Origin of the sequence: Trueperella bernardiae (assembly GCF_001469025.1) — a bacterium.
GTDB classification, from domain to species: Bacteria; Actinomycetota; Actinomycetes; order Actinomycetales; family Actinomycetaceae; genus Trueperella; species Trueperella bernardiae.
The window spans coordinates 316,623-340,649 of record NZ_LNIZ01000001.1 but is presented as its reverse complement, the minus strand read 5'-3'; the positions used below and the strand labels follow the sequence as shown (position 1 = coordinate 340,649).

General features: G+C 66.9%; 25 protein-coding genes and 1 riboswitch. Of the genes, 5 read left to right on the top strand and 20 right to left on the bottom strand.

Annotated elements, in window-relative coordinates; genetic code table 11:
- The first annotated feature begins 72 nt into the window (after positions 1-72).
- The 4 genes from AQZ59_RS01550 to AQZ59_RS01535 all read left to right on the top strand — a co-directional run bounded on the left by AQZ59_RS01550 (position 73) and on the right by AQZ59_RS01535 (position 2,617).
- Complete coding sequence (locus AQZ59_RS01550; RefSeq protein ID WP_062612701.1) at positions 73-519, top strand: FHA domain-containing protein; 447 nt, start codon at positions 73-75, stop codon at positions 517-519.
- Positions 516-1,265, top strand: coding sequence for a transcriptional regulator FtsR (ftsR, locus tag AQZ59_RS01545; RefSeq protein ID WP_062612487.1), 750 nt, complete (start codon positions 516-518; stop codon positions 1,263-1,265). The genes AQZ59_RS01550 and ftsR overlap by 4 nt, the downstream gene beginning before the upstream one ends.
- A gap of 174 nt (positions 1,266-1,439) precedes the next feature.
- Positions 1,440-1,952, top strand: coding sequence for a MerR family transcriptional regulator (locus AQZ59_RS01540; protein ID WP_062612486.1), 513 nt, complete (start codon positions 1,440-1,442; stop codon positions 1,950-1,952).
- Between the two features lie 311 nt (positions 1,953-2,263).
- A complete protein-coding gene (locus AQZ59_RS01535) occupies positions 2,264-2,617 on the top strand; it encodes an RNA polymerase-binding protein RbpA (protein ID WP_062612484.1) in 354 nt (117 codons plus the stop codon).
- Between the two features lie 20 nt (positions 2,618-2,637).
- Here AQZ59_RS01535 and AQZ59_RS01530 read toward each other — a convergent pair whose 3' ends face one another.
- From AQZ59_RS01530 to AQZ59_RS01500, 7 genes are all read right to left on the bottom strand, one after another.
- Complete coding sequence (locus AQZ59_RS01530) at positions 2,638-3,381, bottom strand: polyprenol monophosphomannose synthase (protein WP_062612482.1); 744 nt, start codon at positions 3,379-3,381, stop codon at positions 2,638-2,640.
- On the bottom strand, positions 3,378-4,844 hold the full coding sequence (lnt, locus tag AQZ59_RS01525) for an apolipoprotein N-acyltransferase (RefSeq protein ID WP_062612480.1): 1,467 nt from the start codon (positions 4,842-4,844) through the stop codon (positions 3,378-3,380). Before lnt ends, AQZ59_RS01530 begins: the two co-directional genes overlap by 4 nt.
- 218 nt (positions 4,845-5,062) lie before the next feature.
- Positions 5,063-7,663: a DEAD/DEAH box helicase gene (locus AQZ59_RS01520; RefSeq protein WP_062612478.1), complete on the bottom strand. Its 2,601-nt coding sequence runs from the start codon at positions 7,661-7,663 to the stop codon at positions 5,063-5,065.
- Positions 7,660-8,559: a diacylglycerol/lipid kinase family protein gene (locus AQZ59_RS01515; protein WP_062612476.1), complete on the bottom strand. Its 900-nt coding sequence runs from the start codon at positions 8,557-8,559 to the stop codon at positions 7,660-7,662. Before AQZ59_RS01515 ends, AQZ59_RS01520 begins: the two co-directional genes overlap by 4 nt.
- Entirely contained in the window at positions 8,556-8,921 is a 366-nt protein-coding gene (locus AQZ59_RS01510) for a hypothetical protein (RefSeq protein ID WP_062612474.1), read from the bottom strand. Before AQZ59_RS01510 ends, AQZ59_RS01515 begins: the two co-directional genes overlap by 4 nt.
- On the bottom strand, positions 8,900-9,967 hold the full coding sequence (locus AQZ59_RS01505; protein ID WP_082661073.1) for a helix-turn-helix transcriptional regulator: 1,068 nt from the start codon (positions 9,965-9,967) through the stop codon (positions 8,900-8,902). Before AQZ59_RS01505 ends, AQZ59_RS01510 begins: the two co-directional genes overlap by 22 nt.
- Positions 9,852-10,760: a helix-turn-helix transcriptional regulator gene (locus AQZ59_RS01500; RefSeq protein WP_062612470.1), complete on the bottom strand. Its 909-nt coding sequence runs from the start codon at positions 10,758-10,760 to the stop codon at positions 9,852-9,854. Before AQZ59_RS01500 ends, AQZ59_RS01505 begins: the two co-directional genes overlap by 116 nt.
- 32 nt (positions 10,761-10,792) lie before the next feature.
- On the opposite strand from AQZ59_RS01500, the gene AQZ59_RS01495 reads away from it, so the two are divergent.
- Positions 10,793-11,890 carry a DUF3866 family protein gene (locus tag AQZ59_RS01495; protein ID WP_062612469.1) on the top strand — a complete coding sequence of 366 codons (1,098 nt, stop codon included), beginning with the start codon at positions 10,793-10,795 and terminating at the stop codon, positions 11,888-11,890.
- A gap of 17 nt (positions 11,891-11,907) precedes the next feature.
- Here AQZ59_RS01495 and hisG read toward each other — a convergent pair whose 3' ends face one another.
- The 13 genes from hisG to mihF form a co-directional block, all read right to left on the bottom strand.
- Positions 11,908-12,753, bottom strand: coding sequence for an ATP phosphoribosyltransferase (hisG, locus tag AQZ59_RS01490; RefSeq protein WP_062612467.1), 846 nt, complete (start codon positions 12,751-12,753; stop codon positions 11,908-11,910).
- 7 nt (positions 12,754-12,760) lie between these two features.
- A complete protein-coding gene (locus tag AQZ59_RS01485) occupies positions 12,761-13,024 on the bottom strand; it encodes a phosphoribosyl-ATP diphosphatase (RefSeq protein WP_062612465.1) in 264 nt (87 codons plus the stop codon).
- A 33-nt stretch (positions 13,025-13,057) separates the two neighbouring features.
- The gene (locus AQZ59_RS01480; RefSeq protein ID WP_062612463.1) at positions 13,058-14,071 is read right to left on the bottom strand and encodes an ABC transporter substrate-binding protein; all 1,014 of its coding nucleotides are present in this window, start codon (positions 14,069-14,071) and stop codon (positions 13,058-13,060) included.
- Complete coding sequence (locus tag AQZ59_RS01475; protein WP_062612461.1) at positions 14,068-14,838, bottom strand: ABC transporter permease; 771 nt, start codon at positions 14,836-14,838, stop codon at positions 14,068-14,070. The genes AQZ59_RS01480 and AQZ59_RS01475 overlap by 4 nt, the downstream gene beginning before the upstream one ends.
- 67 nt (positions 14,839-14,905) lie before the next feature.
- A riboswitch (FMN riboswitch) is annotated at positions 14,906-15,030 on the bottom strand.
- 21 nt (positions 15,031-15,051) lie between these two features.
- Entirely contained in the window at positions 15,052-15,714 is a 663-nt protein-coding gene (rpe, locus tag AQZ59_RS01470) for a ribulose-phosphate 3-epimerase (RefSeq protein ID WP_062612460.1), read from the bottom strand.
- Between the two features lie 20 nt (positions 15,715-15,734).
- Positions 15,735-17,144, bottom strand: coding sequence for a transcription antitermination factor NusB (locus AQZ59_RS01465; protein ID WP_062612457.1), 1,410 nt, complete (start codon positions 17,142-17,144; stop codon positions 15,735-15,737).
- Positions 17,141-18,052, bottom strand: coding sequence for a methionyl-tRNA formyltransferase (gene fmt, locus AQZ59_RS01460; protein WP_062612455.1), 912 nt, complete (start codon positions 18,050-18,052; stop codon positions 17,141-17,143). Before fmt ends, AQZ59_RS01465 begins: the two co-directional genes overlap by 4 nt.
- Positions 18,053-18,195: 143 nt before the next feature.
- Positions 18,196-20,286, bottom strand: coding sequence for a primosomal protein N' family DNA-binding protein (locus AQZ59_RS01455; RefSeq protein ID WP_062612453.1), 2,091 nt, complete (start codon positions 20,284-20,286; stop codon positions 18,196-18,198).
- A gap of 30 nt (positions 20,287-20,316) precedes the next feature.
- Complete coding sequence (metK, locus tag AQZ59_RS01450; protein ID WP_062612451.1) at positions 20,317-21,501, bottom strand: methionine adenosyltransferase; 1,185 nt, start codon at positions 21,499-21,501, stop codon at positions 20,317-20,319.
- Positions 21,498-22,763, bottom strand: coding sequence for a bifunctional phosphopantothenoylcysteine decarboxylase/phosphopantothenate--cysteine ligase CoaBC (gene coaBC, locus AQZ59_RS01445; protein ID WP_236698632.1), 1,266 nt, complete (start codon positions 22,761-22,763; stop codon positions 21,498-21,500). Before coaBC ends, metK begins: the two co-directional genes overlap by 4 nt.
- On the bottom strand, positions 22,753-23,019 hold the full coding sequence (rpoZ, locus tag AQZ59_RS01440) for a DNA-directed RNA polymerase subunit omega (protein ID WP_062612449.1): 267 nt from the start codon (positions 23,017-23,019) through the stop codon (positions 22,753-22,755). Before rpoZ ends, coaBC begins: the two co-directional genes overlap by 11 nt.
- Positions 23,020-23,070: 51 nt before the next feature.
- The gene (gene gmk, locus AQZ59_RS01435; protein WP_062612447.1) at positions 23,071-23,622 is read right to left on the bottom strand and encodes a guanylate kinase; all 552 of its coding nucleotides are present in this window, start codon (positions 23,620-23,622) and stop codon (positions 23,071-23,073) included.
- Between the two features lie 62 nt (positions 23,623-23,684).
- The gene (gene mihF / locus AQZ59_RS01430; RefSeq protein WP_062612445.1) at positions 23,685-23,996 is read right to left on the bottom strand and encodes an integration host factor, actinobacterial type; all 312 of its coding nucleotides are present in this window, start codon (positions 23,994-23,996) and stop codon (positions 23,685-23,687) included.
- Between the last annotated feature and the right edge of the window lie 31 nt (positions 23,997-24,027).

The following is a 24,027-nucleotide window of genomic DNA, read 5'->3' as shown; positions in this document are numbered from 1 at the left end:
CCCAGTTGCCGACCAGCCATGACACGCCTGCACCGGTGAGATAAAGTTGAGTGAATAATGGAAGGGGAAGTGATGGCAGATTTCGAGGTAAACCCGCAGGGGATTGACCCCACGTCGACGTCGCGTTTTACGGCGATCAACGACGCCGTGGAGGCTGCACCCGTGGTGCGGGGGCTCGACCCGGAGGATTCTGCCACGATCAACGCGCTGCCGCCCACCTCCGCTCTGCTCATCGCGCAAACCGGCGCAAACGCCGGGGCCCGCTTCCTGCTCAATGCGGACTCGACCACGGTGGGGCGTCACCCGAAGTCGGACATCTTCCTTGATGACGTCACGGTGTCGCGTAAGCACGCCTTCTTCCTGCGTAACGGGCGCGATTTCTACGTGCGCGACATCGGCTCGCTCAACGGTACGTACGTCAACCTCCAGCAGGTGGAGGAGGCCAAGCTGAACGACGGCGACGAGGTGCGCATCGGCAAGTTCCAGCTGACCTTCTACGCGTCCCGGCAGGCAGAATGAACCCCCTGCCACGGCGCGCGGGGGAGGAGTCTCTTCCCAGCTCCTGGCCACACGATCTGTCGCACGAACCCACGCTGAAGATCGGTGAAGTCACCTCGCACCTGCGCCAGGAGTTCCCGTTTCTCGCGGCCTCGAAGATCCGCTACTTCGAGTCGCAGGGGCTGATTGACCCGTACCGCACGGAGTCCAATCAGCGCATTTTTTCGCTTGCCGACGTGGAGCGCCTGCGCTTCATCCTGGTCGAGCAGCGCGACCGCTACGTGCCGTTGCCGCAGATCAAGGAGATGCTCGCCCAACTCGACTCCGGGAGGGCCACCCAGGAGCACCCGGGCAAGCTGCGTGCGCTGAGTTCTGAGCCGGACGTGCGCCCCACACCGGGCATCCGCATCCGCAAGGAGGAGCTCGCAGCCCTGACCGGCACGGCGCTGTCCGAAATCGAACAGCTGGTGGATGCCGGCATGATCATTCCCGACGCCCGCGGCCGGCTCACAGCGCACGCCGTGGACATCGTGCGGTATTCGAAGATGCTGGGGGAGGCTGGGATGGACCTGCGCAGCCTTCGCCAGGTGAAGAATTCCGCCCACGCCCATGCCGCCAACGTGGCCAGCCATCTTGCAACCGAGCGGGCGCGCAACACGCCGCTGGCCAAGGAGCGGGTGGTTAACGAGTCGGCGGAACTGGCCACGATGCTGACGAATCTGTACCGGGCGCTGTTGACGGAGAACATCGACGTCCAGCTGAGGTAGGGGAGCAAACCTTCAAGTTGAACTTGAGACACGGCACAAAGACACGCCGTGCGTGTTTCAACCAGCTTCGTTGAGATCGCCCCACTTCCGGTTTACGCTAGGAGTAACAATTCGAAGGAGGCTGACGTGAGTGACGCAACCGCACATGGCGCACACCCGCAGCTCGCACAGGGAATGCTCTTTGGGGGCCAGTTGCCGGATCTTGACACGGAGACCGGCTACCGCGGGCCGGCCGTGTGCCGCGCGCTGGGCATCACCTACCGTCAGCTCGACTACTGGGATCGCATTGGCCTGGTCTCGCCCTCGATCCGGTCGGCGAAGGGTTCTGGCTCCCAGCGCCTGTATGCCTTTCGTGACGTCCTGGTGCTCAAGGTGGTTAAGCGCCTGCTCGATACGGGCGTGTCCCTCCAGCAGATCCGCGTGGCGATTGCCCAGCTCACCGAGTACGGGGTGGAGGATCTTTCGGCTGTGACGCTCATGAGCGACGGTGCGTCCGTGTACCTGTGTACGTCGAACGACGAGGTCATCGACCTCATCCAGGGCGGCCAGGGCGTGTTCGGCATCGCCGTGGGCAAGGTGTGGCGCGAAGTCGAGGGCGAGCTGTCCGAGCTTCCCACCGAGCGCGCGCAGGACGAGCCGATTGACGAGCTCGCCGCACGTCGTGCCGCCAAGCGTAACGCGATCTAAGAAGCGAGAACCTCAACCAGGGGCGTCGGTGCGCCAGCGGGAGTTTCCGCGAAAGCCGTTCCGATCAAGGCTGGCCAGAGCTTCAGCGCGGGAGAGTGGCCCCGAGTAGGATCGCGAACATCAGAAAAGCAGAACCGCACGCTTTATGAGCTTCTCTCCGCTATTTTGACATAATGTACATTATCGGATTGGCGCTAGGATTTGCGACAGATCTCGAACCGCCGCTTTCCGCGCTATCTCGCCCCTTCCGCCAGCCCGGAATGGGCGGCCGCACGTCGGCATTAGAATAGACGTAAACGAAGGAGAGACACATGGCAGAACGTTCACTGCGCGGCATGAAGATCGGCGCACACTCGCTCGAGTCCGACGCCGGAGTCGCCTTCGTGGCGCGCCGCGAAGAAAGCTACCGTTGCGAGGACGGGCATACTTTCACCGTCACCTTCGCCGAGGACGCCGAGGCGCCCGCCGTGTGGGAATGCAAGTGTGGCAAGCGCGCCGAGCTCATCGGCGGAGCTGACGGCGAGGATGACGAGAAGCCGGCCAAGCCGCAGCGCACCCACTGGGACATGCTCCTCGAGCGCCGCTCGGTTGAGGAACTGCAGGTGTTGCTCGACGAGCGCCTGGAGCTTCTTCGTCAGGGCAAGCTGTACAAGCGCCTGCACTAATCCGCTAGCGCTCGGTCTGCTTAGACCCTGCGCCGAAGTGCCTTCAGCTGCGCGCCGCGTCGCTCCATGCCGAGCTTCGTGGCGCGCAGGAAAGCTTCCTGGATGATGTTGCCGCTCATCTTCGACGTGCCGGCCTCGCGCTCGACGAACGAGATCGGCACCTCCGCGATGCGCGCGCCGACGTCGGCCATCTTCAATGTCATGTCCACCTGGAAGAAGTACCCCCTGGACTCCACGGCCGCAAAGTCGAGCCGCTTGAGGGCGTCGGCGCGATAGACACGGAACCCGGCGGTGGCATCCTTTGCCGGCAGGTTGAGCCACATCTTGATGTAGAGATTTCCGGCCCGGGAGAGCACTTCCCGATGCTTGGGCCAGTTCACCACTTCCCCACCGTCGGTCCACCTCGAGCCGATCACCAGCTCGGGCTTGTCCGGTTTGTCGGCTCGCGCAAGGAGGTCGGGTAGCTGTTCGGGCCTGTGTGAGCCGTCGGCGTCCATCTCGCACACGTGGCTGTACCCGTGCTCGATCGCCCACTCAAAACCGGCCAGGTAGGCCCTGCCCAGGCCCTCCTTGGCCGTGCGATGCATGACGTGGATCTGCGGGTCGGCCTTCGCCCGCTCGTCGGCGTAGGCGCCCGTGCCGTCCGGCGAGCTGTCGTCGATGACGAGGATGTCCGCCTCCGGAACCGCCGCGCGCGTGCGATCCAGGAGGCCCGGAAGCGACTCGCGCTCGTTGTAGGTGGGGATACAGATGACTACCTTCATGACCGTCCTTGCCTCGACATTCCTATCGCTAGGATAGCGCCCAACGCGCCGAGCACGAAGACGAGGATCGCGCGCTGCTCGGCCGTGCGAGTAGCGAACGTCGTTTGCTCGTGCAGCGCCACCTTGACCACCCGCGCGTCCCGCGTGAAAAGGTCCGTCTCATAGACCACACCGCGCGGGTCCGCCACGCCCGTGATGCCCGACGTCGATACCTGGATCGCCGTGCGCCCGGTCTCCACCGCGCGGAAGGTGGTCATCGCGAACTGCTGGGCGGACAGGTCGCTCGTGCCGAAGGAGGCGTTGTTCGTAGGAATGACGAGCAAATGACTCCCCCGCACGGCCTCCGCCACGATCTGCGTGTAGGCCACCTCGAAGCAGATCGGCACCGCCACCTTCACGCCAAGCGAGGGCACATTCACGCGCGCCTCCCCCGTGCCCGCAAGCATGTCGGTGGCGACCTGGTCCACGACGTCCGTAAAACTACGGATAAGCTCGCGGTGCGGGATGTATTCGCCGAACGGGACGGGGTGCTGCTTCGAGTAGCGGCCCACGATCCCGTCCGGGGAAATGACCAAAACGTCGTTGTAGCGCCCGCCCTCCACATACTCCTGCGTACCCATGACGAGCGGGATGCCGAGGTCGGCCACCATGTCAAAGACGAGGCTACCCGCCGCGTCGTCGGCACGGATGTCGCGGTCGGAAGAAGATTCGGGCCACAAGATCAGGTCGGGCGTCGTTTCGGCGGATTCGACCAGCTCGCGCGTGGCGCGCACGTGATTCTCGGTCACCACTAGCGCCCGGTTATCCGTGCCAGCGGGCGGCACGTTGCCCTGGACCACGGCCACGTTGAGGCTCCCCGACGAGCGCGCCCCCACCGGGAAGACCACCGGTGCGATGACGAGCGCGAGCACCACCACCGCCGAGGTCGCGGCCTGGAGGTAGCTCATTCGCAGCAACATCGCAGCAATCACACCGACGACGACGGCGACCGCCCCCACCAGCGCCGTGGAGCCATAGGGGGCGTAGTTGACCAGCGGCGAGTTCGTGAACGTGAAGGCGAGGGTTCCCCATGGCAGGCCGCCGTAGGGCCACATTCCCCGGATCTGTTCGACCGCGAGGAAAACGGCGGCCGCCGCCAGGGCGCGCAACCAGGGTCGTGCGAGCCTCTCCTCTTTCGCCAGCAGCGCCCACATTGCCCCCACGACGCCGAGGTACAGGCCCTCGACCGCGGCGAGCGCAACCTGCGCCGCAACAAGCCCAGTGGAGACGGCCGCCCACCGGACAAGCGGCAGGAAGAAGGCGATGCCCCACAACCAGCCAAGGCCAAACCCGACGGCCACTCCTCTGCCCCGGACGGCCAGCCACAGCAGCGAGATCGAGAAGAATCCCAGGATCCACAGCCCGGAGGAGGTGGCAAACCACAGTGCCACGCCGCCAAGAACTGCGAAAAGGATTCCGATCACGTTCAGATCTTACGACATAATAAAGTGCAGGCCGCTGTTCCTCGGACCGATCGGGGATCGTTTTCTATCGAACAGGGCCTGCACTGACACCTTCCTGCTCCTTACAGGGTAGGGCGGCTCGAGCCGGCCGGCAACTCGGTTTGCCGAATCGCCCGCTCACCCGCCATGAGCTCGCTCACTACGCTCGACGATGGCGGTGGCCCCGGCTCGAAGCTCCGCTAGAGCCACTGCCAGCGGCGTATGAGCCTGACCGCCTGGCCCGCCAGGTCGCGCAGATCCTCCGCGGGCGCGACCTGCTCGATCTGACCGAGCAAGTCAATGAGGCGCCGGTTGGCGGAGATGAAGTCCCCCACCACCAGGTTGCCCATGGCGAGCACAGACTCCAGGTCGGCCCTGCTGGCCCACGCGGCGAAGGCGTCGATGCCGCCCGAGAACGGCTCCGGGGTGCGGACGATGCCGAAGCTCTCCTCCACGCGGTGCAGGAACTCAACGTTACGCTCGATCGCTTGCCAGGATGCGCGCAGCGCCCCGCCTGTGGGTCGATCGGTCCCGAGCCGTCGGTCGCACAGGAAGGCCGAACACGCGCCTGCGAACTCCTCCGGCGTGAGCTCGGCGAAAGCGGCCTCGGCAAGGCTCTGGACAATGAGGAGGTCGGCCTCGTTGTGGATCCCGCGCAGCATGGCAGCGCCGGTCGCGAGCTTGACCATCCCGGTGCGGAGCCCCTCGGCCCCGGGCTGGAGGTAGCCGAGCCGGGCGAGCACGCCGGCGGTGGCGTCGAACTCCTTGGCCACCGAATCGTCGTAGGCCTCCGAGTCCGCCTCGAGCTGCTCGAGGTTGTCCAGCAGCGAGGTGAACTCGCTGCCCGTACGAATGTGCTCGGTCAGGTCCGGGCAGTGGTGGACGGGGTGGGCGTCAAGCTCGTCGGAGGAAGTGACGGCGAAGCGGTCCCACGAGCCGGTGAGATCCCGGTCGGTGCCCAGCTCAATCCGCTCCCCAACGGCCTCCCACATCGCGTCCGCAATATCGGCCCTGACCTCGACCTTCCTCGGGGACAGTCCGAAGGGCATGGGAATCGTGCCCAGGTCGCGCAGCTCGGAGGACAGCTCCTCCTCACGCAGCCACGCCATGTCGCCGTTGAGGTCCACGAGCCGCAACTTCGGCCCCACCGACAGCACTACACCGTAGTCCAGCTCCCCGCCGCGCGCGAAGGCGTACAGCCGGCCGGTGGCGGCCACGTCCCACGAATCCGCGATGTGCTTGCGGTACTCGCGTTTGGCGCGCTTGCGCTCGGCCTTGCTAGCGCGCTTGGCCGTGCGCCGCAGGCGCAGGTAGTCGGGCAGGCTCCCGTCCCGGCATTCCCCCGCGAGCTCGGCCTCGACCTCCTCGAGCCGGGCGCGAACGCGCGCAATCCGGCCGCGCACCTCGCCCAGCTCAGCGTTGCGCTGGTATTGCGCGAACGAGGTGCCCATAATCGCCCGCGCGTCCTCGTACGGATGAAAAGCGAGGAGATTGACCACCGAGTTATAGGAGGGAAAGAACGCCGACTGGAGCGGCTCCACGCGCCCCGAGCCGAGGTCGGCGAGCTCCTGGATGTCGAGCTCGTCGGTGTGCATGACGACGGCGTGGCCCACCTTGTCCTTCCCGCGCCGGCCGGCTCGCCCGATGAGCTGGGTGTATTCGGTAGCGGTGAGGGGCACGAAGTCGGCACCGTTCCAACGCTGGAGTTCCTCGAGGACCACCGTGCGCACCGGCATGTCGATGCCGAGAGCGAGCGTGCCCGTGGCGTAGACGAGCTTGAGCAGGCCATCCTCCATGAGGTCCTCCGCCAGCTCCTTGAGGGCCGGGAACATGCCGGCGTGGTGAGCGCAAAAGCCCCGCGTCATCGCCTTGGCCCAAAACCCAAAGCGGACCGCGCGCTGGTCTTCCTCGCTGAGGTCCGCGCGCAGCTCGCGCAACCGCGCCCGCACCTCGCGTTGCTGCATAGCCGAATTGAGGGTGGTCCCCGAATCGAGGAGGTCCCCCACCGCGCGGTCGCAACCCTTGCGAGAGAAGATGAACTCGATCGCGGGCAGTAGGTCAGCGTCCTGGAGCTGGTTCAGCACCCGCTTACGGCGGGCGAAGTTGGTGGGGCGGCGTCGTCGGCCGGAAGAAAGCGAGGCGTCGGCCTGAACGAGGCGCTGGTTGATCTCCCCACCCGCGAACAGAGGCTCGAGCCGGCGCGAAATCGCCACGTGCTGCACGAGCGGCACCGGGCGCTCCCGGGAGACCACCACCTCCGTGACCCCGCGCACCGAGCGTAGCCAGCTAGCGAACTCCTCCACGTTCGAAATCGTGGCAGAAAGGGAGACGAGGCGGGCGTGGGCGGGCAACTGGAGGATGATCTCCTCCCAGACCGGGCCGCGGAACTCGTCGCTGAGATAATGCACCTCGTCCAGCACCACGTAGCCGATGTCGGCCACGATCTGATCGCGCTGGAAGAGCATGTTACGTAGCACCTCGGTGGTGACCACCAGGATCGGGGCGTCGCGGTTGATTGTCTGATCGCCGGTGAGCAGGCCGACGTAGTCTTCGCCGATCTCGCCCGCCAGGTCGCGGTACTTCTGGTTGGACAGGGCCTTGATCGGCGCGGTGTAGATGCAGCGCTTCGAGCGGGCCAGCGCGAGTTCCACCGCGTACTCGGCCACCACGGTCTTGCCCGCGCCCGTCGGAGCGCTGACCAGTACGTCCCGGGACTCGAGCGCCTCGATCGCATCCAACTGGAAGTCGTCAAGGACGATGCCACGCGTCCGGTAGCGGTCCACGAAGTTCTCTAAGATCATATGACCAGCCTCAACGCCTTGGGCAGGAGGCGGATCGTGGCGGGCGCCCGGCAGATCTCCTCGCCGTCGGCCATGAGCATGGGCAGCGTGCCGCCCGGGCCCTGCTCCACCCGGACCTCCGTGGTACGGTACAGGTGGACGCGCGGATCGGCCAGGTGCCGGTAGACCACGAGCCGACCGAGTAGCCCGGCGATCTCAGGCGCACGCAAACCACGGGTGACGACGACGTCGAGCAGGCCGTCGTCAGGCAGTGCACCCGGAGAGATGCAAAAGCCGCCCCCGAAGTAGCGCGTGTTCGCGATCGACAGCAGCGTCATCTGCCCCTCGGACGTGTGCCCGTCCATGGTCAGCCGCACGCCGAAGGGCCGGTAGCTACCGATCGCGCCGGGCAGGGCACGCAAATAGCGTGTGTTCCCTTTCGGCCAGGACATGTGGTTCGTGCGCACGTTGACGTCGGCGTCGATGCCCACCGAGACGATGGCGAGCGCCCGCTCGCTGCCGCCCTCCCAGGAAATCTCCATGACGTCGACGTCCCGGTGCCGGCCCGTTAGCAGGCAGGAGGCGATCTGGTGGACCGAGTCGTGGACCGAGTGGATGGGCAGACCGAACTCGCGGGCGATGTCATTGCCCGATCCGGCGGCCACGATCCCCAGCGCCACGCCCGAATCCCCCACCGCGTTCACGGCGTTGTGGATGAAGCCGTCCCCACCGACGATGATGAGCGCATCCACCTCGTCGATCGCCTCACGCATCGCGGCGAAACTCTCCTCGCGCGTGCCGGCCGGCAGCCACACCATCTCCACCGGGTACTTCTCCAGCACCTCACGCAAAACCGCCCGGTAGCCCTCCGAGCGGCCCTTGCCCGAGCTCGGATTCAGAGCAAGTGCCACCTTCATGCGTGCCCCTTGACCCGCTGGCGGGCGCGCTCCCGGGCCTCGGGCCCGATCGAGTCGAAGGAGGTTTCGTCCAGCTCGTCCCAGCGCTCGCGCGCGGCTGCCAGGTTACAACGCCGCAGTTCTGTCCGCTCCGCCCGGATCCGACGGCGCTGTTCGCGCGCCTCGCGCACACGCTCCGGGTCCGCATACAGGTCTCCGAGCGGCGGGCGCTCACGCTCGGGAGCCGTCATGGCGTCGGCCACCCGCGACAGTTCGCCGAACTGGGTGCCGAGCCGCTTGGCCGAACGCCACACATCCCGCAATGTATATCCCAGGTAGACCGCCAGGGCGGTCAGGCCAATCAGCAGGATCCAGAACCACATAAGCCATCCTCCAGGTAGCGCCGCGCCTGCGCGGCGATCTCGCGGGCAACCCGCTCCGGTTCGACGCCGATCACCGCGTCCCCCATCCGCACGAGCAGGGCGCGAAGCCAGGCGAGCGAGCGAACCGTCAGCACGATCTCCAGGCCGCCATCGACCTCGTGGAACGAATCCACGGGCAGGGTTTCGGTGACCCAGCGGCCCGCGGACGTGCACCGGATCGTCACCTGCTCGCCAGTAAACGCCGCCTCATCGTCGAAGGCCGCCACGAGCGCTTCACGCTCGGAGATCTTGAACGACTCCTCGAGCACGTCCACCGCCGCGATGCGGTCCAGGCGGTACGTGCGTAGCTCGCCGTTCTTGCCGGCTACGAGCCGTGGGCGCGAGCCGGTGGAGATCAAGGCGGGGACAACCCTCACGCTTTCCTCCACCACGCGCAGGTCCGGGCCCGCCTTGAGGTAGGCGAGCTGGACCATCTTCGTCTCCCGCATCGCCGCCGTCAGCACGTCGGTGACCTTCCGCGCGTTGACCGCCGGGGCTGGCCACAGCGCCGAGGCATACCCCCGCTCCCCCAGCGCCACTGCGATGCGCTCCCGCAGGCGCAGGAGGTTGAGCCGGGTATCGGCGTCGACGGCGGCCACCAGGTCGTCGATGAGGGCCACGATGACGAGCACCTCGGCCAGTGAGAGCGAGGGCGCCATGCCGGTCGTGTCGTCAATGAGGCGGACCTCGCCGTCGGCGCCTTCCTCGGAAAAGTCGATGTCGACCGGGTTCTCATAGTAGCCCCGGTCCTCGATCTCGAACACGAACAGCTCGTGCAGCTCACGCGACATCCGGTCGGTCGAGGTGTGGAAGTGCGTGGCCAGCTGCTGGAGAGTCTTGGGGCCGCGGCTGAGGTAGGTGAGGATCGCGAGCTTGCGCGAAAGCGACAGGTCAGTCATCACCACCTCCGAGCCGTGCCAGGTGGGCCACGCGGCCTTCGAAGTCAGCCGTGAGATCAGGCGGGCCGACCAGCCGCGCGTCGAGCCCGTAGAAGAAGAGCTCCTCATACAGCTGGGCGCGATCAACGCCCTCGAGCGTGAGCTCGTAACCGCCGTCTAGCTCGCGTACCTGAACCGCCTGGGACGCAAGCGGCAGCTCGCGCATGGTGTGGACGACGGCGTCGACAGGCGTAAACGTGGTGAGGAAAGCGTCGACGGCGTCGTGGGTAATCGGCTCATCCAGCACCTCAACCTTGCCGGCGATCCTGTCGAGCTTAAACAGGCGCATCCCGCTGCCGCTACCCGACTCGCTGGAGACCTGGTAGCCGCGCAGGTAAAAGGCATCGAGGTGGATCTCGAGGCGCATTGGCTCCACCACGCGGCGGGTGGGTACCTGGCTCGAAGTGGGACGGTACTCGAAGGCGATGCGGCACTGGCGCTGAATCGCCGGCGCGATCGTCAACGCGCAGTCGCCATGCGGAAGGCGAGCAGCGAGCCAGAAGTCCTCCGTGTCCGTATCTCCCCAGGACAGCAGCTTGGTCACGGCCGACTTCGCCGAGGCCAGCATCACTGAGGCATCCCGCGAACCGAGCAACGAGCGCAGCAGGCTCATCTCCACGTCCGTGCCGTCCACAAGGATGTTCTGATCCACCAAAATGTAGCGGTTATCGGCGTCGACGTCGATCCGGTACCCGGATGCGCGCAGGTCTTGCAAGTCGCGCTCCAGGTAGCGCTGGGCGTGGGCCGCATCGAGATCGCGGTAGGCGGGGCTGGAGAGGAGTTGGCGCGCCGTCGGCTGTCTCCGGCGAAGGGCGACCAGCAGCGAGAATCGCCGTTCGGTCGCAGTCCGCTCATTCTTCATACCCACTAGGTTACTCGACTAAAGTGGCAGGCATGAACTGGCAGCACGCAACGATTGTGGCAGAGCGCAAGAGGTGGGGTGAGGCCGCCGAGTTTGACGCACGGCTACCCGGCGGCAGGCTTGTGCGGGCCTTGGCCTACCTCCCGCAGGTCGGCGATCCGCAGGTGGGAGACGAGGTGCTCGTGGCCACCGCCGCCCACGACCGCGGGCTTGGCACCGGCGGCTTCGTCATGATTATCGCCGTCCCCGGCCGCCTACCCGTGGCACCCTCGGGGCCCGGCCACGTGGTCAAGGCGCGCTACACGCCGATGCAGTACATGGTGCTGGGCGTGGACGAGCAAGAATCGCCCTACCACGCGTTACTTCGCGAGGCCGACTCAATCGACGGCATGCCCGTCATCGCCGCAGACCTCCACTCCGCCCTTCCTGCCATCATTGCCGGCATCCACGCGGGCCGGCCCGACGCGCGAATTGCCTACGTCATGACCGACGGCGGCGCCCTGCCCGCCTGGTTCTCCCAGACCGCCCATGCCCTGCGCGAGGCCGGCCACATCCTTGGCACGATCTCGGCCGGCCAGGCCTACGGCGGCGAGCTCGAAGCCGTCAACATCCACACCGCCCTCCTCGCCGCCCGCCTCGTCTGGCAGGCCGACGTCGCCGTTGTGACCCAGGGCCCGGGCAACCTCGGCACCGACACCCGCTGGGGTTTCTCCGGCACCTCGATCGGCGAGGCGCTCAACGCCGCCCACGTGCTCGGCGGCCGCCCGGTCGCCGCCCTGCGCGCCTCCCAGGCCGACCCGCGCGAGCGTCACATCGGCATCTCCCACCACTCGCTGACCGTGCTCACCAACGTGGTGCACGTGCCCTGCGCCGTCGTCGTCCCCACGGTCACTCTTCCCGACGACGTCGCCGCCCGACTTGCGTCCCAGGTAGCGGCTCTCAAGCGCGATCACCTCGAGCTCGTGCCCTACCCCGCCGAGCACCTCGATGCCGCGCTTCGCACCCCGCCCGCTCCCCTGCGGACCATGGGCCGCACGTACGAAGAAGACCGACTGTCCTTCCTCGCAGCAGCAGCCGCGGGCGAATACGCTACACGACTACTCCCCGGCAGCGCAGCTACCGGGGAGTGAGAACGAGGCACCTGGCGCTAAATGCGCGAGGTCAAAATCGGGGTGACGAGGATACCGCGCGCCCCGACGTCGTGAAGATCGTCCATGACCGCGTTCATCTTCTTGCGCTCCACCATCGCGCGCACGGCCACCCAGTCCTCGTCGTGAAGCGGCGAGACCGTCGGCGACTGGTAGCCGGGCGTGAGCATGACGGCGCGCTCGAGGCGGTCGCGCTGAATGTCGTAGTCCATGAGGACGTAGTTGCGCGCCATGATGACGCCCTCGAGCCGCCCGTCGAGAATCTCCAAGTCGTGACCGACCTCCTGGTCGGCGTTTCGGATAAGGATCGCCTCCGAGCGCAACAGCGGATCGCCGAACACGCTCATACCGGCCGCGCGCAGGGTGGAGCCGGTCTCGACCACGTCCGCGATCGCGTCCGCAATACCGAGCCGTACCGAGCTCTCCACCGCGCCGTCCAAGTGGACCACGGAGGCCTCGATGCCGCGATCGGCCAGGTAACTGCTCACCAGCGAATCGTAGGACGTGGCGATTCGCTTGCCGGCCAGATCCGCGATCGTTACGTGCTCCCCGCCGGGAGCGGCGAAGCGGAACGTGGCGCGCGCGAAACCCAGCCCGCGGTGCTCGATCGCGTTCGCCTGCGAATCGACCAGCAGGTCGCGGCCCGTGATGCCGACGTCGACGGTGCCGGCTCCTACGTACACCGCCACGTCGCGTGGGCGGATGTAGAAGAACTCGACGTCGTTGTCCTCATCCACGAGCACGAGCTCTCGCGACTCGCGGCGCTGACGGTAGCCGGCCTCGGCAAGCATGCGCGAGGCCGGCTCGGACAGGGAACCCTTGTTGGGCACGGCAATGCGAAGCATGACTCTCCTAGAGGTAACGGTAGACGTCGGCCAAGGTCAGGCCACGGGCAATGAGCATGAGCTGGAGATGGTAGAGCAGCTGGGAGGCCTCCTCGGCCAGCTCTTCATCCGACTGGTACTCGGCCGCGATCCAGACCTCGCCGGCCTCCTCGATGATCTTCTTGCCGATGAAATGAATCCCGGCGTCCAGTTCCTTCACCGACCCCGAGCCCTCAGGGCGCTCGATGGCCTTCGTTGACAGTTCCTCAAAGAGCTCTTCAAACGTTTTCACGCCTCCATTGTAGCCGCGCCCAGGCCAGTCAGCTCAGTTCGTCCGTGCCTTAAGAACGTCGAGCGTGTAGGCCTCGGTAGCAGGCACGGGCTGCTCGAGCAGGCCGTTGTCCTCGAGGAATGCCGACATCGCCTCCCACGCCTGCTCGTCCTGCGCGCCGAATGACTCCCCGCCGGTGTAGAGCTTGAGGGTCGCCTCCAGCACCTTGCCGGCCAGCTCACGCTGGTCCGGCTCCGCCAGCGTTGGCACGTAGCCCGTGACGATGTCGAGCGTGCCCTCGATGTCGGCCGCCGCGTCCGCAGTGGCTCGCTCCATCGCGGCCAGCACCTTCGCCATCGTCTCCGGCTCTACGTTGATCGACCCGAGTCCCACCCCAACCAGCGGCAGGTCACCCTCCACCAGCGGCATCTCGACCACGTCGATGCCGGCGTGACGCATGGAGACGGCGTCGTTATTCGTAAAACCGATGATGGCATCCACCTGGCCCGAGCTCAGTGCCGCCGCCTGCGTGTAGCCGATATAGTCCACCTGCATGTCGTCTAGACCGTACGCCTTCTGCATGGCAAGTAGCCCGAAGTAGTTTTCCCCGTAGGGGCCGGGCAGGCCCACCGACTTGCCCGCGAGGTCCGCGGGCGATGTGATCCCCGAATCGGTCTTTGCGATGAGGACCACCGGGTAGCGCTGGTACATGGTCGCCCAGTTCACGACGTCGACCCCGGTGCTTCGCGCCTGCATCATCTCGTCGCCTCCGGCGAAAACCACGTCCTCCTCGCCCGACTGCAACGCGCCAAGCAGGGACTCCTGCGCGCCGTGATGGCGGATGGTGACATCCAGGCCCTCGTCGGCGAAATAGCCCTTCTCGAGCGCCACGTAGACGGGGGCGAACTGGACGTCGGGGATGTAGGTCAGCCCGATCGTCAGCGCGGCCGGATCGGCCTGCTCCTGCGTGGCCTGGCTGTCCGCCGTGGCGGCTGTGGGGCCGTTGACCGGCTGGCCCGAGCACGCCGTCAGCGCCAGGAGTGCAAACAGCGCAAGTACCTTCTTCATTTTCTACCTTGTCTTCCTTCCACGGCCCAGTTGGCCCTGGACTCTGCGATGAGTAAAAGAACGTAGATCACGATCGCGCACGCGGCCAAGATGACAATCGCGGCGAACATCCCCGAGATATCGTTGAGCGCCTGCGCCCCGACAAGGACGATGCCCAGCCCGTCGCGCCCGCCGATGACCATCTCCCCAACAACCGCACCCGTGATCGACAGGGTGAAGCCGTTGCGCAGACCAGCCAGGATATTCGGCGCCGCCAGGGGAAGCTGGATCATCCCCACCAAGCGAAACGATCCGGCCCCATCGAGGCGCGCGGCCCCGATGATGTCCGGATCGATACTTCGCACCCCCACCGTGGTGTTAATGACGATGGGGAAGACGACCATGATCGTACACAGCACAACAATGGGAGCCGTTCCGTAACCCACCCAGATCACGAGCATGGGAGCGATGGCCACCGCAGGAATCGCCTGAGAGGCCGCCAAATAGGGTTGAACCGAGGCCGCCAACGTCCGCCAGTGGGCGATAGCAAAGCCAAGCGGGATGCCGATCAGCGCCGCGAAAAAGCACCCAAGCAGTGCCTCATACAGAGTCTGGACCGTGGCATCCACCAGGTAGCCCTGCTCGAGCCCACTGACGAGTCGCGCCCCGACCTTACGCGGGCTCGGCAGGATCCACTGCCCGACCACGCCCGTTTCGGTCACGGCGATCCAGACAAGCAACGCGACGACGCCGACCGTGATCGGCGCCGCCCATGTCATCCGCTTCATTCGTCCCTTCCCATGCACGCGCCGGGAAGGACGCACGCGCGTACGCGTGCAGGCGGCATGCGCCGCCTCATTGCTCCTCCCATCCGGACTATTACCGTCGGTTGGGGAATTCCACCCCATCAACCGGCCCAAACTGGCCGGGTCGCGGACTTTCACCGCCGGTTCAGATTTTCACTGACCCCGGAGCATGTGCATGTGCCCAGTATAGGCGCTTTAATGCGAATGTGTGTGACGCATCGCCAACTCGCGCAGGGCCTCGACCTCGGCGTAGGCGTCCTCCGACTTGTAGACTGCCGAACCTGCCACGAAGGTGTCCGCACCGGCCTCGGCCGCGATCTCGATCGTCTTGCGCGAGATACCGCCGTCCACCTGAATCCACACGTCTAGGCCCGACTTGTTGACCGCCTCGCGGGTGCGGGCCACCTTCGGCATCATCGACTCGATGAAAGACTGGCCACCAAATCCGGGTTCGACAGTCATGATGAGGATCATGTCGAACTCATCGAGGATGTCAAGGTAGGGCTCGATCGGCGTGGCGGGCTTAAGGCCTAGGCCCGCGCGCGCGCCCATCGCCCGCAACTCACGTGCCAGGCGCAGCGGGGCGGCCGCCGCCTCCGCGTGGAAGGTCACCGACTTCGCCCCGGCCTCCGCAAACGCGGGCGCCCAGCGGTCCGGATCTTCGATCATGAGGTGGGTGTCCACCGGAATCGGCGTCACCCCCACGATCGACTCCACGATTGGCACGCCCATCGTCAAGTTCGGCACGAAGTGGTTGTCCATGATGTCCACGTGCGCCCAGTCGGCGTTGCTGATCTTGGCCAGCTCGCCGCGCAGGTCAGAAAAATCGCAATTGAGGATGGAAGGGGAGATTCTCATAGGCCAATTCTAGCCGGCGCCTAGTGTGCCCGCTTGCGCAAGAGTGCAAGAAACATGGCGTCTGAGGCGTGCAGGTCAGGCCACAGCTGAAGGTAGGGGCCCTCCCCCACGATCGGGAACTTCGCCTGAGCAGAGGCGAGCTCGCGGGTGTCGAGCACCTCGACGTCGTCGCGGCCGGCCAGGAAGGTTTCGACCACCCCGGTGGTCTCGGGCAGGTACGGCGAGCACGTGGAGTAGCCGACGACGCCGCCCGGTCGCACGGCCTCCCAACCAGACTCGAGGAGGGACAGCTGCAGGCGCACGAGGTCAAGCGCGTCGCCCGCCTCCTTCGCCCAGCGGGCCTCCGGACGACGCCTGAGAGCGCCGATGCCCGTGCAGGGGGCGTCGATGAGGACCCGATCAAACTGGCCAGGCTGCTCGGTGCCGATGTCGGTGCCATCCCCCAGCCGGAGCTGAACCCGGTTGGCCCAGGGGGCTACGTTCTCGGCGACGAGGTCGAGCCGGTGCTCGTGGAGCTCGTTGGCGAAGACGGTAACGGACGGGTTTAGCGCCACGAGCGTGGCCGTCTTCCCGCCCGGTCCGGCGCACATGTCGAGCCACGCGGCGTCCTCGCCGTCGACCGGGGCCGCGGCGAACGTGCGGGTCACGAGCTGCGAGCCCTCATCCTGCACGCCGGCGATCCCGTCACGCACGGCAAAGACCCGCCCGGGGTCGCCGCCTTCGAGGATGAGCGCCGAGTCCACGAGGTGGCCTGGCTGGGAGCTCATGTGGCCACGCCCGATGTCCGAGCGCAGGGCGTTGATGGAGATGTCGCGGGCCACGAGGGCCACTCCCGCCGGCTCGTTGTCAGCCTTGAGCACCGAGATGAGGTCGCGCTTTGGGCGGCCGTGAGCCGCAAGCGCATCGGACAGCGCGCGCACGATCCATCGCGGGTGAGAGAACCAGTCGGCGAGGAAGCCCACCGAGGAGACCTTGCCGTGGTCGGCCTTGAGCTGGTCCTGCCACTCTTTGAGCGTGCGTTCGCCCGCCCGGCGCAGCACGGCGTTGACGAAGCCCGATGCGCCCGTGCCCACGTGGTGGCGGGCCAGCATGACCGTTTCGTTAATCGCGGCGTGGGGCGGGGTGCGCAGGGCGAAGAGCTGGTGGACACCCATGCGCGCCAACACCTTGACGGCGGGTTCGGGCTCGCGGTCCATGCAGTGGGCGAGAATCGCGTCCCACCGCCCCTGCAGACGTAGCGTGCCGTAGCACAGGTTGGTGGCAAAGGCCGCGTCCTGCTTGTTCAGCCGCGCGGCCCGAATCGCTTTGGGCAGGGCGATGTTGGCATACGCCCCGTTCGTCTCCACGTCGATCAGGACCTCGAACACGGCAGTGCGGGCCGCGTCGCTCTGCCGGCGGCCGGGCCGCCATCCCGCAGGACGTTCACTCATCGTGCCACCTCAAAACTCGACTCCCCGTGCAAACCGCGAATCCAGTCTGCGGCCTCCATCCACGCCTTGCCCGCGGGCCCCACGCGGGACAGCCGCACGGCCGTCGTACCCGTGCCGACCAGCCCGTCGGTACCGATCTGGCCGGGGCGCAGGCCCTCGACGTCGGTCACCGCCGCCGGGCCGAGCTTGACGCGCGTGCCGGCCATCTCCGACCACGCGCCGGGCGCCGGCCACCATCCGCGGGTGCGGGCGGAGACCGCCTCCGCGGGCGCCGACCAGTCAATCCGGGCATCCTTCGACGTGAGCCGCGGCGCGAGCGTCGCCTCGCCCTCCTGCGGGCTGGCACTCGCGACGCCGGAGTCGAGGGCGGTGAAGACCTCGGACAGCTGCCGCGCACCCGATTCGGCGAGCACGGCCAGCAGCGATTCGGCGGTGTCCGAATCGGCAATCGCGTGCTCGCGCACGTCGTACACCGGCCCGGTATCCAGCCCGGCCTCGATCTGGAACACGGCCGTCCCCGTCACGCGGTCCCCGTGCGCGATCGCGTACTGCACGGGCGCCGCGCCCCGCCAGCGCGGCAGCAGCGAGAAGTGAAGGTTGAGCCAGCCGTGCTCGGGCACGTCCAGTAGCTCCTGAGGCACAAGCAGGCCGTAGGCGACGACGGCCACGGCCTGTGGGTCCAGCTCCGCGATCTGCGCCTGCACCTGGGCGTCCTTGAGCGTGGCCGGGGTGAGGACGGACAGACCCAGCTCCTCGGCGCGGTCATGCACGGCCGACTTCGTCAGCACGCGCTTGCGGCCCACCGGCGCCGGGGCGCGGGTGAGCACGGCGAGGACCTCATGGTCCTCGTTCAGCCGTTCAAGGGAGGGAACCGAGGTATCGGGGGTTCCAGCAAAGATAATACGCACCCGTCCATCTTACGGGCTTTGGCCGTGCCCTCACAGTTCAGCGCTGCCCTGCCAGTTCGGCCCTGCCCTCACGGTCCAGCCCCCGGCCCACCTGTTCGGCGTCGCCTCCACAGTTCGCCCCGGCTCGCCTGTCCAGCACCGGCCTACAGTTCGGGGTCCACTCGCACCCGCACGCCCGCCACCCGCCGCGCCGAGGCCTCCCGCACGGCCGCATACACGGCCGCTGTCTTCTCCGCGCGTTCCGATTCGGGAAAGCGCAGGTAGGCCACCAGGCCATCGCCCGCCACCTGCGGGCCAAGCACCGCGATCCCGGGCACGACGTCGTGCGCGCCGCCGCCAAGCAGCGCATCCACCGGTAGGTCCGCACCACCAGACCTGGGCGCGCCGGAACTAGGCGAGCCCTCCGCCTGCGCCGACACGGCACGCAGCAGCCCGAGGAAGTCACGCAGACCCGCGTGATCCCCTCGCACCTCCACCCAGCACGACGTGGGCGGCAGAGCGATCGGCCCGCGCTCACTGAGCACGCCCTCGGCCCAGCCCGCCATGTCCCACGTGTGAAGGGCTCCCACCAGGGGCGTGGGCACGTCCCCCACCACGAGCATCTTCCCGCCCTCACTGCGTGCCCGGGTGTGGGCGGCGGCGTGGGCGATTATGCGCAGAAAATGGACTTCCGCGTCCAGGCGGTTGGAGCGTAACAGGTAGCCCGAGTCAAGCACGACGGCGGCCGCATACCCGCCCTCCACGTCCGGCACCACGCCGGGAGTGGAGACGACGATGCGCGCCGACCCGTCAAGCCCGGCCGACTGGCCAACCCCCGCCACGTGGACCGGGGTGCCCCGGAACGCCCGCCCGACTTCTTGGGCCGTGCGCTGCGATCCGATCCGCGCGGCGCGCACCTGCCCGCCCCCGCACGAGGCGCACCGGAACTGGCGCACCACCTGCGAGCAGCGCGAACACTGCAGGGGCGCGCCCGGATGACTGATCGCCAGCCATCCCCCGCACACCGGGCAGGTGGCAAGCTCCCGGCACCTGTTGCACGCCGTGACCGGCACGTAACCTGCCTCCGGCACGAGGAAGAGCACCGGCCCACGCGTCAGCCCCTCGCGCGTGACCGCGAAGACCGACGAAGGCATCCGGGCCAGGTCAATTCCCTCGGTGCGGAAATCCTGCGCCGCCATGATCTGCGGCACCCCGCCCCGGTGTTCGCTCAGAGCCGGGGTTATCCACCTCACCTGCCCTCGCTGCACCATCGCGGCCAGCTCCGGGGACGGGCCGAAGTTGAAGGACACGAAGGACGCACCGCTGAGCTTGGCGCGAAGGGCCAGCACCTCGCGGGCATGGACGTAGGGACTGCGCCTTTCGCGTAGCGCCGAGTGGTGATCGTCCACGACCACCACCATGCCCAGCTTCTCCAGCGGCGCCCACGCCGCCGCACGCGTGCCCACCACGATCCTGGCCCGGCCCGTGAGCACCGCCAGGAACGTGCGGTATCGCGTGGCGTGCTCGTCCTGAGACAGCATGAGCGCGGGCGTCTCCCCCACCAACCGCTCCACATCCGCCGCAAGCTGGCGCGCAATCGTGGGGGTGGGCACCACGATGAGCACCGACTCTCCCGCCTCCCGCACGGCGCTCAAGAGGAACGGCAGAAGGTGGTGGACCCGATCCCGGGCCCGCATCTGCACCGCCGCACTGGGGTGAGATCCGGCTCGCACCTCGGTGGCGAACTCCGGCCCGCCGATGTAGGCCGACCACGGCGCGTCATCGAGCACCTTCGGTGCCCCGAACGACGGCGGGTCGTCGAAAAACTCCCGTTCGGCACGGGCGTGGCGCTGCGGGATGGCCAGGCGCAGGCAGTCCGCCACCGGTGCCGCCTGCCGGGCGGCGACCGCCCGAGCGAGCTCGAGCACCTCCGGGGTGAGAACCCGCATCGGGGAAACCACACGGGCAAGCGGGCGTAGCGAGGCCACCTGTGTCACCTCGCTACGCCCGACAACGAACCCGTCCACCTTGCGCTGGCCCACATTGACCACCACGCGAGCGCCTTCTTCCACGGCCGCCATCTTCTCCGGGATCTCGTAATCGAAGAGGTGGTCCATGTGCGGCTGGGGCATGTCGAGTAGCACGCGCGCTACGGGGCGATCCACCCCGCCGACGCGGCGTGCCACAGGGCTCAGGGAGAGCAACTCTTCCTGATGCCCAAAATCTGGGAGGCCAAACAGCTCGTCGTTCGTCATGAATTCATTGAATCATGAGCCTCCGACAATTTAGATCGCTGCTCGCAGCTCCTCGACACGATCGGTGCGCTCCCACGTGAAATCGGGGTTGTTTCGCCCGAAGTGGCCGTAGGCCGAGGTGGCGGCATAGATCGGGCGCAGCAGATCGAGGTCGCGAATGATCGCGGCCGGGCGCAGGTCGAACACGGCCGACACCGCCTTCTCGATCGCCTTCTCCTCCACGTGGTTTGTGCCAAACGTATCGATGCGCACCGAGACCGGGCGGGCCCGGCCGATCGCGTAGGCGATCTGCACCTCGCAGCGGTCGGCAAGCTCGGCCGCCACCACGTTCTTCGCCACCCAGCGCGCCGCGTAGGCCGCCGAACGATCCACCTTCGACGGGTCCTTACCCGAGAAAGCGCCACCGCCGTGGCGGGCCATGCCGCCATAGGTGTCAACGATGATCTTGCGGCCCGTCACGCCCGCGTCTCCCTGCGGGCCGCCGATAACGAAGCGGCCCGACGGGTTAACCAGCACCTCCACCTCGGAGGTGTCCACGCCCGCCTCGGCCTCGAGCACCGGTAGCACCACGTGCTCCTGGATCGCGCGCGAGAGCCACTCCTGGCTCACGTCCGCATCATGCTGGGTGGAGACGACCACCGTGCGGACGCGAACCGGGCGATCGCCGTCGTAATCGACCGTCACCTGGGTCTTGCCGTCCGGGCGCAGGCCCGGCACGATGCCGCGCTTGCGCACCTCCGTCAGGCGCTGGGCCAGGCGGTGGGACAGGTGGATCGGCAGCGGCATGAAGGACTCGGTCTCATTCGTTGCGTAGCCGAACATGAGGCCCTGGTCGCCGGCGCCCTGCTGATCGAGCGGGTCCGCGCCCGCGTCCGTGCGCGCCTCGAGCGAGGCATCCACGCCGCCGGCGATGTCCGCCGACTGCTGGTCAATGGAGACGAGCACGCCGCACGAATCGGCGTCAAACCCAATCTCGGAGGAGGTGTAGCCGATGTCGCGGATCGCGTTGCGCACGAGCGCCGGGATGTCGACGTAACCGTTGGTCGTCACCTCGCCAACGACCGCGACCAGTCCCGTGGTCACCACGGTCTCCACGGCCGCGCGCGCCGAGGGATCATTGGCAAGCAGGGCGTCGAGGATGGTGTCAGAGATGCGGTCGCAAACCTTATCCGGGTGGCCTTCGGTCACAGATTCAGATGAAAAGAGCTTCGTCACAGATTCTTCCTTGAGGGGATGGTGGACATGATCGCTGCGGCCACCTCTCGCTTGGTGCCGGCAGCTTCGCCAACGGTTGCTCCGCTGGCGTCAACGATAGTCACGGCCGTGTCGACGTCGCCAAAACCGGCGCGCTCTCCCACACGGTTGATGACAAGGAGGTCGGCGCCCTTCTTGCGCGCTTTTTGGCGGCCGAACTCCAGGTAATCGTTGGTGTCGTCACCCGTCTCCGCGGCAAAGCCTACGATGATCTGGTTCGGGCGGCGGTTGCGGACAAGGCCCGCAAGAATATCGGGATTAGCAATGAGGCTCAGCTCGAGTGAGTCCCCGTGCTTAATCTTGGTCGCGCTACGTTCGGCGACACGATAATCAGCCACGGCTGCGGCCATGATGAGGACGTCGGCATCCGCGCGGGCTTTCATCGCCTCGGACAGCTCGAGCGCACTGCTCACGGGCACGATGACGACGCGCGAATCGACCTGCGCCAGCATCGCGGACTCGATGTTGGCGGCCACCAGCGACACGGAGGCCCCGCGCCATGCGGCCTGGTTCGCCAGCTCGATTCCCATCCGGCCCGTGGAGTGGTTGCCGATGAAGCGCACCGGATCGATCGGCTCGCGGGTCCCGCCAGCGGAAATGACAAGCGAGGTGCCCTCCAGCTCGCCTGCGCCACGACAGTCGTTCAGGCCGAGGCGTGTGAGGACGGCGCCCGCAATCTCCTCGGGCTCGACCATGCGCCCCACGCCCGAATCAGCGCCGGTGAGGCGGCCGGACGCCGGGCCGATGAACTCCACCCCGCGCTCGGCGAGCGTCTTAACGTTCGCCTGGGTGGCCGCGTTGTTCCACATCTCGGTGTGCATCGCCGGGGCGATCATCACCGGGCAGGTGGCTACGAGCACGGAGGCATTGAGCAGATTATCGGCGATGCCGGCCGCGATCTTCGCCATCGTGTTCGCGGTGCCGGGCGCGATGAGCACCAGGTCCGCCTGCTGGCCGGTGGCCACGTGCACCACGCGCTCCGCACCCTCGGGTGTATAGACATGAACCGGATTGCCAGACAGGGCCTCCCAGGTGGTGACCCCCACGAAATCGAGGGACGCGGGCGTGGGCACAACGACGACGTCGACACCGGCCTCCCGCAGGCGCCGCACCACAACAGCGACCTTGTACGCGGCAATGCCGCCGCACACCCCGATCAGCACGCGCGGGGCGGATACAAAAGAGCCTCCCAGCAGGGAGGCTCCCGAGGCGTTAGTTCTCAACGGTCAGCGAGAGCTTATCCTGATCGATTTCCTGCAGCGCCACCGACAGCGGCTTGTCTTCAGGAAGAGCGGGAACGAGCGGGCCGATGTTGGTGATGTTCTGATCGCCCGACTTCATCTCCTGACGGTAGGAGTTGATCTGGCGAGCACGCGCGGCGCTGTAGACCACCAGCGTGTACTTCGAATCAACCTTCTCCAGCAGGTCGTCAATCGCCGGCGACGTGATGCCCTCGGGATGGGGGGTGGTTCCGAACATGTTTGCCTCTCCACGAATTGGCGCCTTGAAACAAGGCATCGGCCTTATATTCTAGCGGCCTTCCGCCATAATCTTAAGTATGTCCTCGGTGGCCTGTGCCACTGTTATGTTGACGACTACCTCATCGAACTCGCCCTCCGCGGCCAGCTCGACCTTCGCCGTCTCGAGCCGACGACGCTGTTCCTCCGCGCTCTCCGTGCCACGGCCACGCAGCCGCGCCTCGAGCTCCTCCCACGACGGCGGGGCCAGGAAAATCTGGGCGGCCTCCGGCATTGATTCACGGATCTGCCGGGCGCCCGCCAGATCGACCTCAAGGAGGACCGTGCGCCCCTGCGCGAGTGCCTCATCGACCGGCCCTCGTGGTGTGCCGTACTTGTTCAGCCCGTGGACCACCGCCCACTCGAGCATCTGCCCTTCGGCCACGAGGCGGTCAAACTCCTCGTGAGTAACGAAGAAATAGTTGACGCCGTCAACCTCGCCAGGGCGCGGAGCGCGCGTGGTGGCCGAAATCGAAAACCACAGATCCGGCATCTCCTTGCGCAGCTCGGCGATCACGGTGCCTTTTCCAACAGCGGTGGGACCAGTAAGAACGAATGCCTGCATATACCTATGGTGCCAGAAAGCGCCCCGGCGGCCCAAGTAGCCCGGGGCGCTTCATGCGGCGCTTAGCCGAAGAGTTCAACCAGGTGGTGAGCCTGGTGCTTGCCAAGGCCACCCAGGCGGCGTGACGGCGAAATCTTCGCGTCCTCCATCACGGCCTCACACTTAGCCGGGCCCACCCCAGGAAGCGACTGCAGCAAGGACGTCACCTTGAGCTTGGCAAGCACGGCGTCCTCCTTGGCGAGCTCAAGTACCTCGGACAGCTTCCGCTCACCGCTCTTGAGCTGCGCCTTGATTTCCGCGCGCCTCTTGCGCGCAACAGCCGCCTTCTCAAGAGCCGCCTGACGCTCTTCCGCCGTGAGATGTGGTAACGCCATGATGCCTCCCTGTGTGCTGGTTTACCGCCAA

Excerpts from the sequence above, each read along its gene's own strand:
- AQZ59_RS01550 (WP_062612701.1), top strand. The coding sequence starts at position 73 with ATGGCAGATTTCGAGGTAAACCCGCAGGGGATTGACCCCACGTCGACG.
- ftsR (WP_062612487.1), top strand. The coding sequence starts at position 516 with ATGAACCCCCTGCCACGGCGCGCGGGGGAGGAGTCTCTTCCCAGCTCC.
- AQZ59_RS01540 (WP_062612486.1), top strand. The coding sequence starts at position 1,440 with ATGCTCTTTGGGGGCCAGTTGCCGGATCTTGACACGGAGACCGGCTAC.
- AQZ59_RS01535 (WP_062612484.1), top strand. The coding sequence starts at position 2,264 with ATGGCAGAACGTTCACTGCGCGGCATGAAGATCGGCGCACACTCGCTC.
- AQZ59_RS01530 (WP_062612482.1), bottom strand. The coding sequence starts at position 3,381 with ATGAAGGTAGTCATCTGTATCCCCACCTACAACGAGCGCGAGTCGCTT.
- AQZ59_RS01520 (WP_062612478.1), bottom strand. The coding sequence starts at position 7,663 with ATGATCTTAGAGAACTTCGTGGACCGCTACCGGACGCGTGGCATCGTC.
- AQZ59_RS01515 (WP_062612476.1), bottom strand. The coding sequence starts at position 8,559 with ATGAAGGTGGCACTTGCTCTGAATCCGAGCTCGGGCAAGGGCCGCTCG.
- AQZ59_RS01510 (WP_062612474.1), bottom strand. The coding sequence starts at position 8,921 with ATGTGGTTCTGGATCCTGCTGATTGGCCTGACCGCCCTGGCGGTCTAC.
- AQZ59_RS01505 (WP_082661073.1), bottom strand. The coding sequence starts at position 9,967 with ATGAGGAGCTCTTCTTCTACGGGCTCGACGCGCGGCTGGTCGGCCCGC.
- AQZ59_RS01500 (WP_062612470.1), bottom strand. The coding sequence starts at position 10,760 with ATGAAGAATGAGCGGACTGCGACCGAACGGCGATTCTCGCTGCTGGTC.
- AQZ59_RS01495 (WP_062612469.1), top strand. The coding sequence starts at position 10,793 with ATGAACTGGCAGCACGCAACGATTGTGGCAGAGCGCAAGAGGTGGGGT.
- hisG (WP_062612467.1), bottom strand. The coding sequence starts at position 12,753 with ATGCTTCGCATTGCCGTGCCCAACAAGGGTTCCCTGTCCGAGCCGGCC.
- AQZ59_RS01480 (WP_062612463.1), bottom strand. The coding sequence starts at position 14,071 with ATGAAGAAGGTACTTGCGCTGTTTGCACTCCTGGCGCTGACGGCGTGC.
- AQZ59_RS01475 (WP_062612461.1), bottom strand. The coding sequence starts at position 14,838 with ATGAAGCGGATGACATGGGCGGCGCCGATCACGGTCGGCGTCGTCGCG.
- rpe (WP_062612460.1), bottom strand. The coding sequence starts at position 15,714 with ATGAGAATCTCCCCTTCCATCCTCAATTGCGATTTTTCTGACCTGCGC.
- AQZ59_RS01465 (WP_062612457.1), bottom strand. The coding sequence starts at position 17,144 with ATGAGTGAACGTCCTGCGGGATGGCGGCCCGGCCGCCGGCAGAGCGAC.
- AQZ59_RS01455 (WP_062612453.1), bottom strand. The coding sequence starts at position 20,286 with ATGACGAACGACGAGCTGTTTGGCCTCCCAGATTTTGGGCATCAGGAA.
- rpoZ (WP_062612449.1), bottom strand. The coding sequence starts at position 23,019 with ATGTTCGGAACCACCCCCCATCCCGAGGGCATCACGTCGCCGGCGATT.
- gmk (WP_062612447.1), bottom strand. The coding sequence starts at position 23,622 with ATGCAGGCATTCGTTCTTACTGGTCCCACCGCTGTTGGAAAAGGCACC.
- mihF (WP_062612445.1), bottom strand. The coding sequence starts at position 23,996 with ATGGCGTTACCACATCTCACGGCGGAAGAGCGTCAGGCGGCTCTTGAG.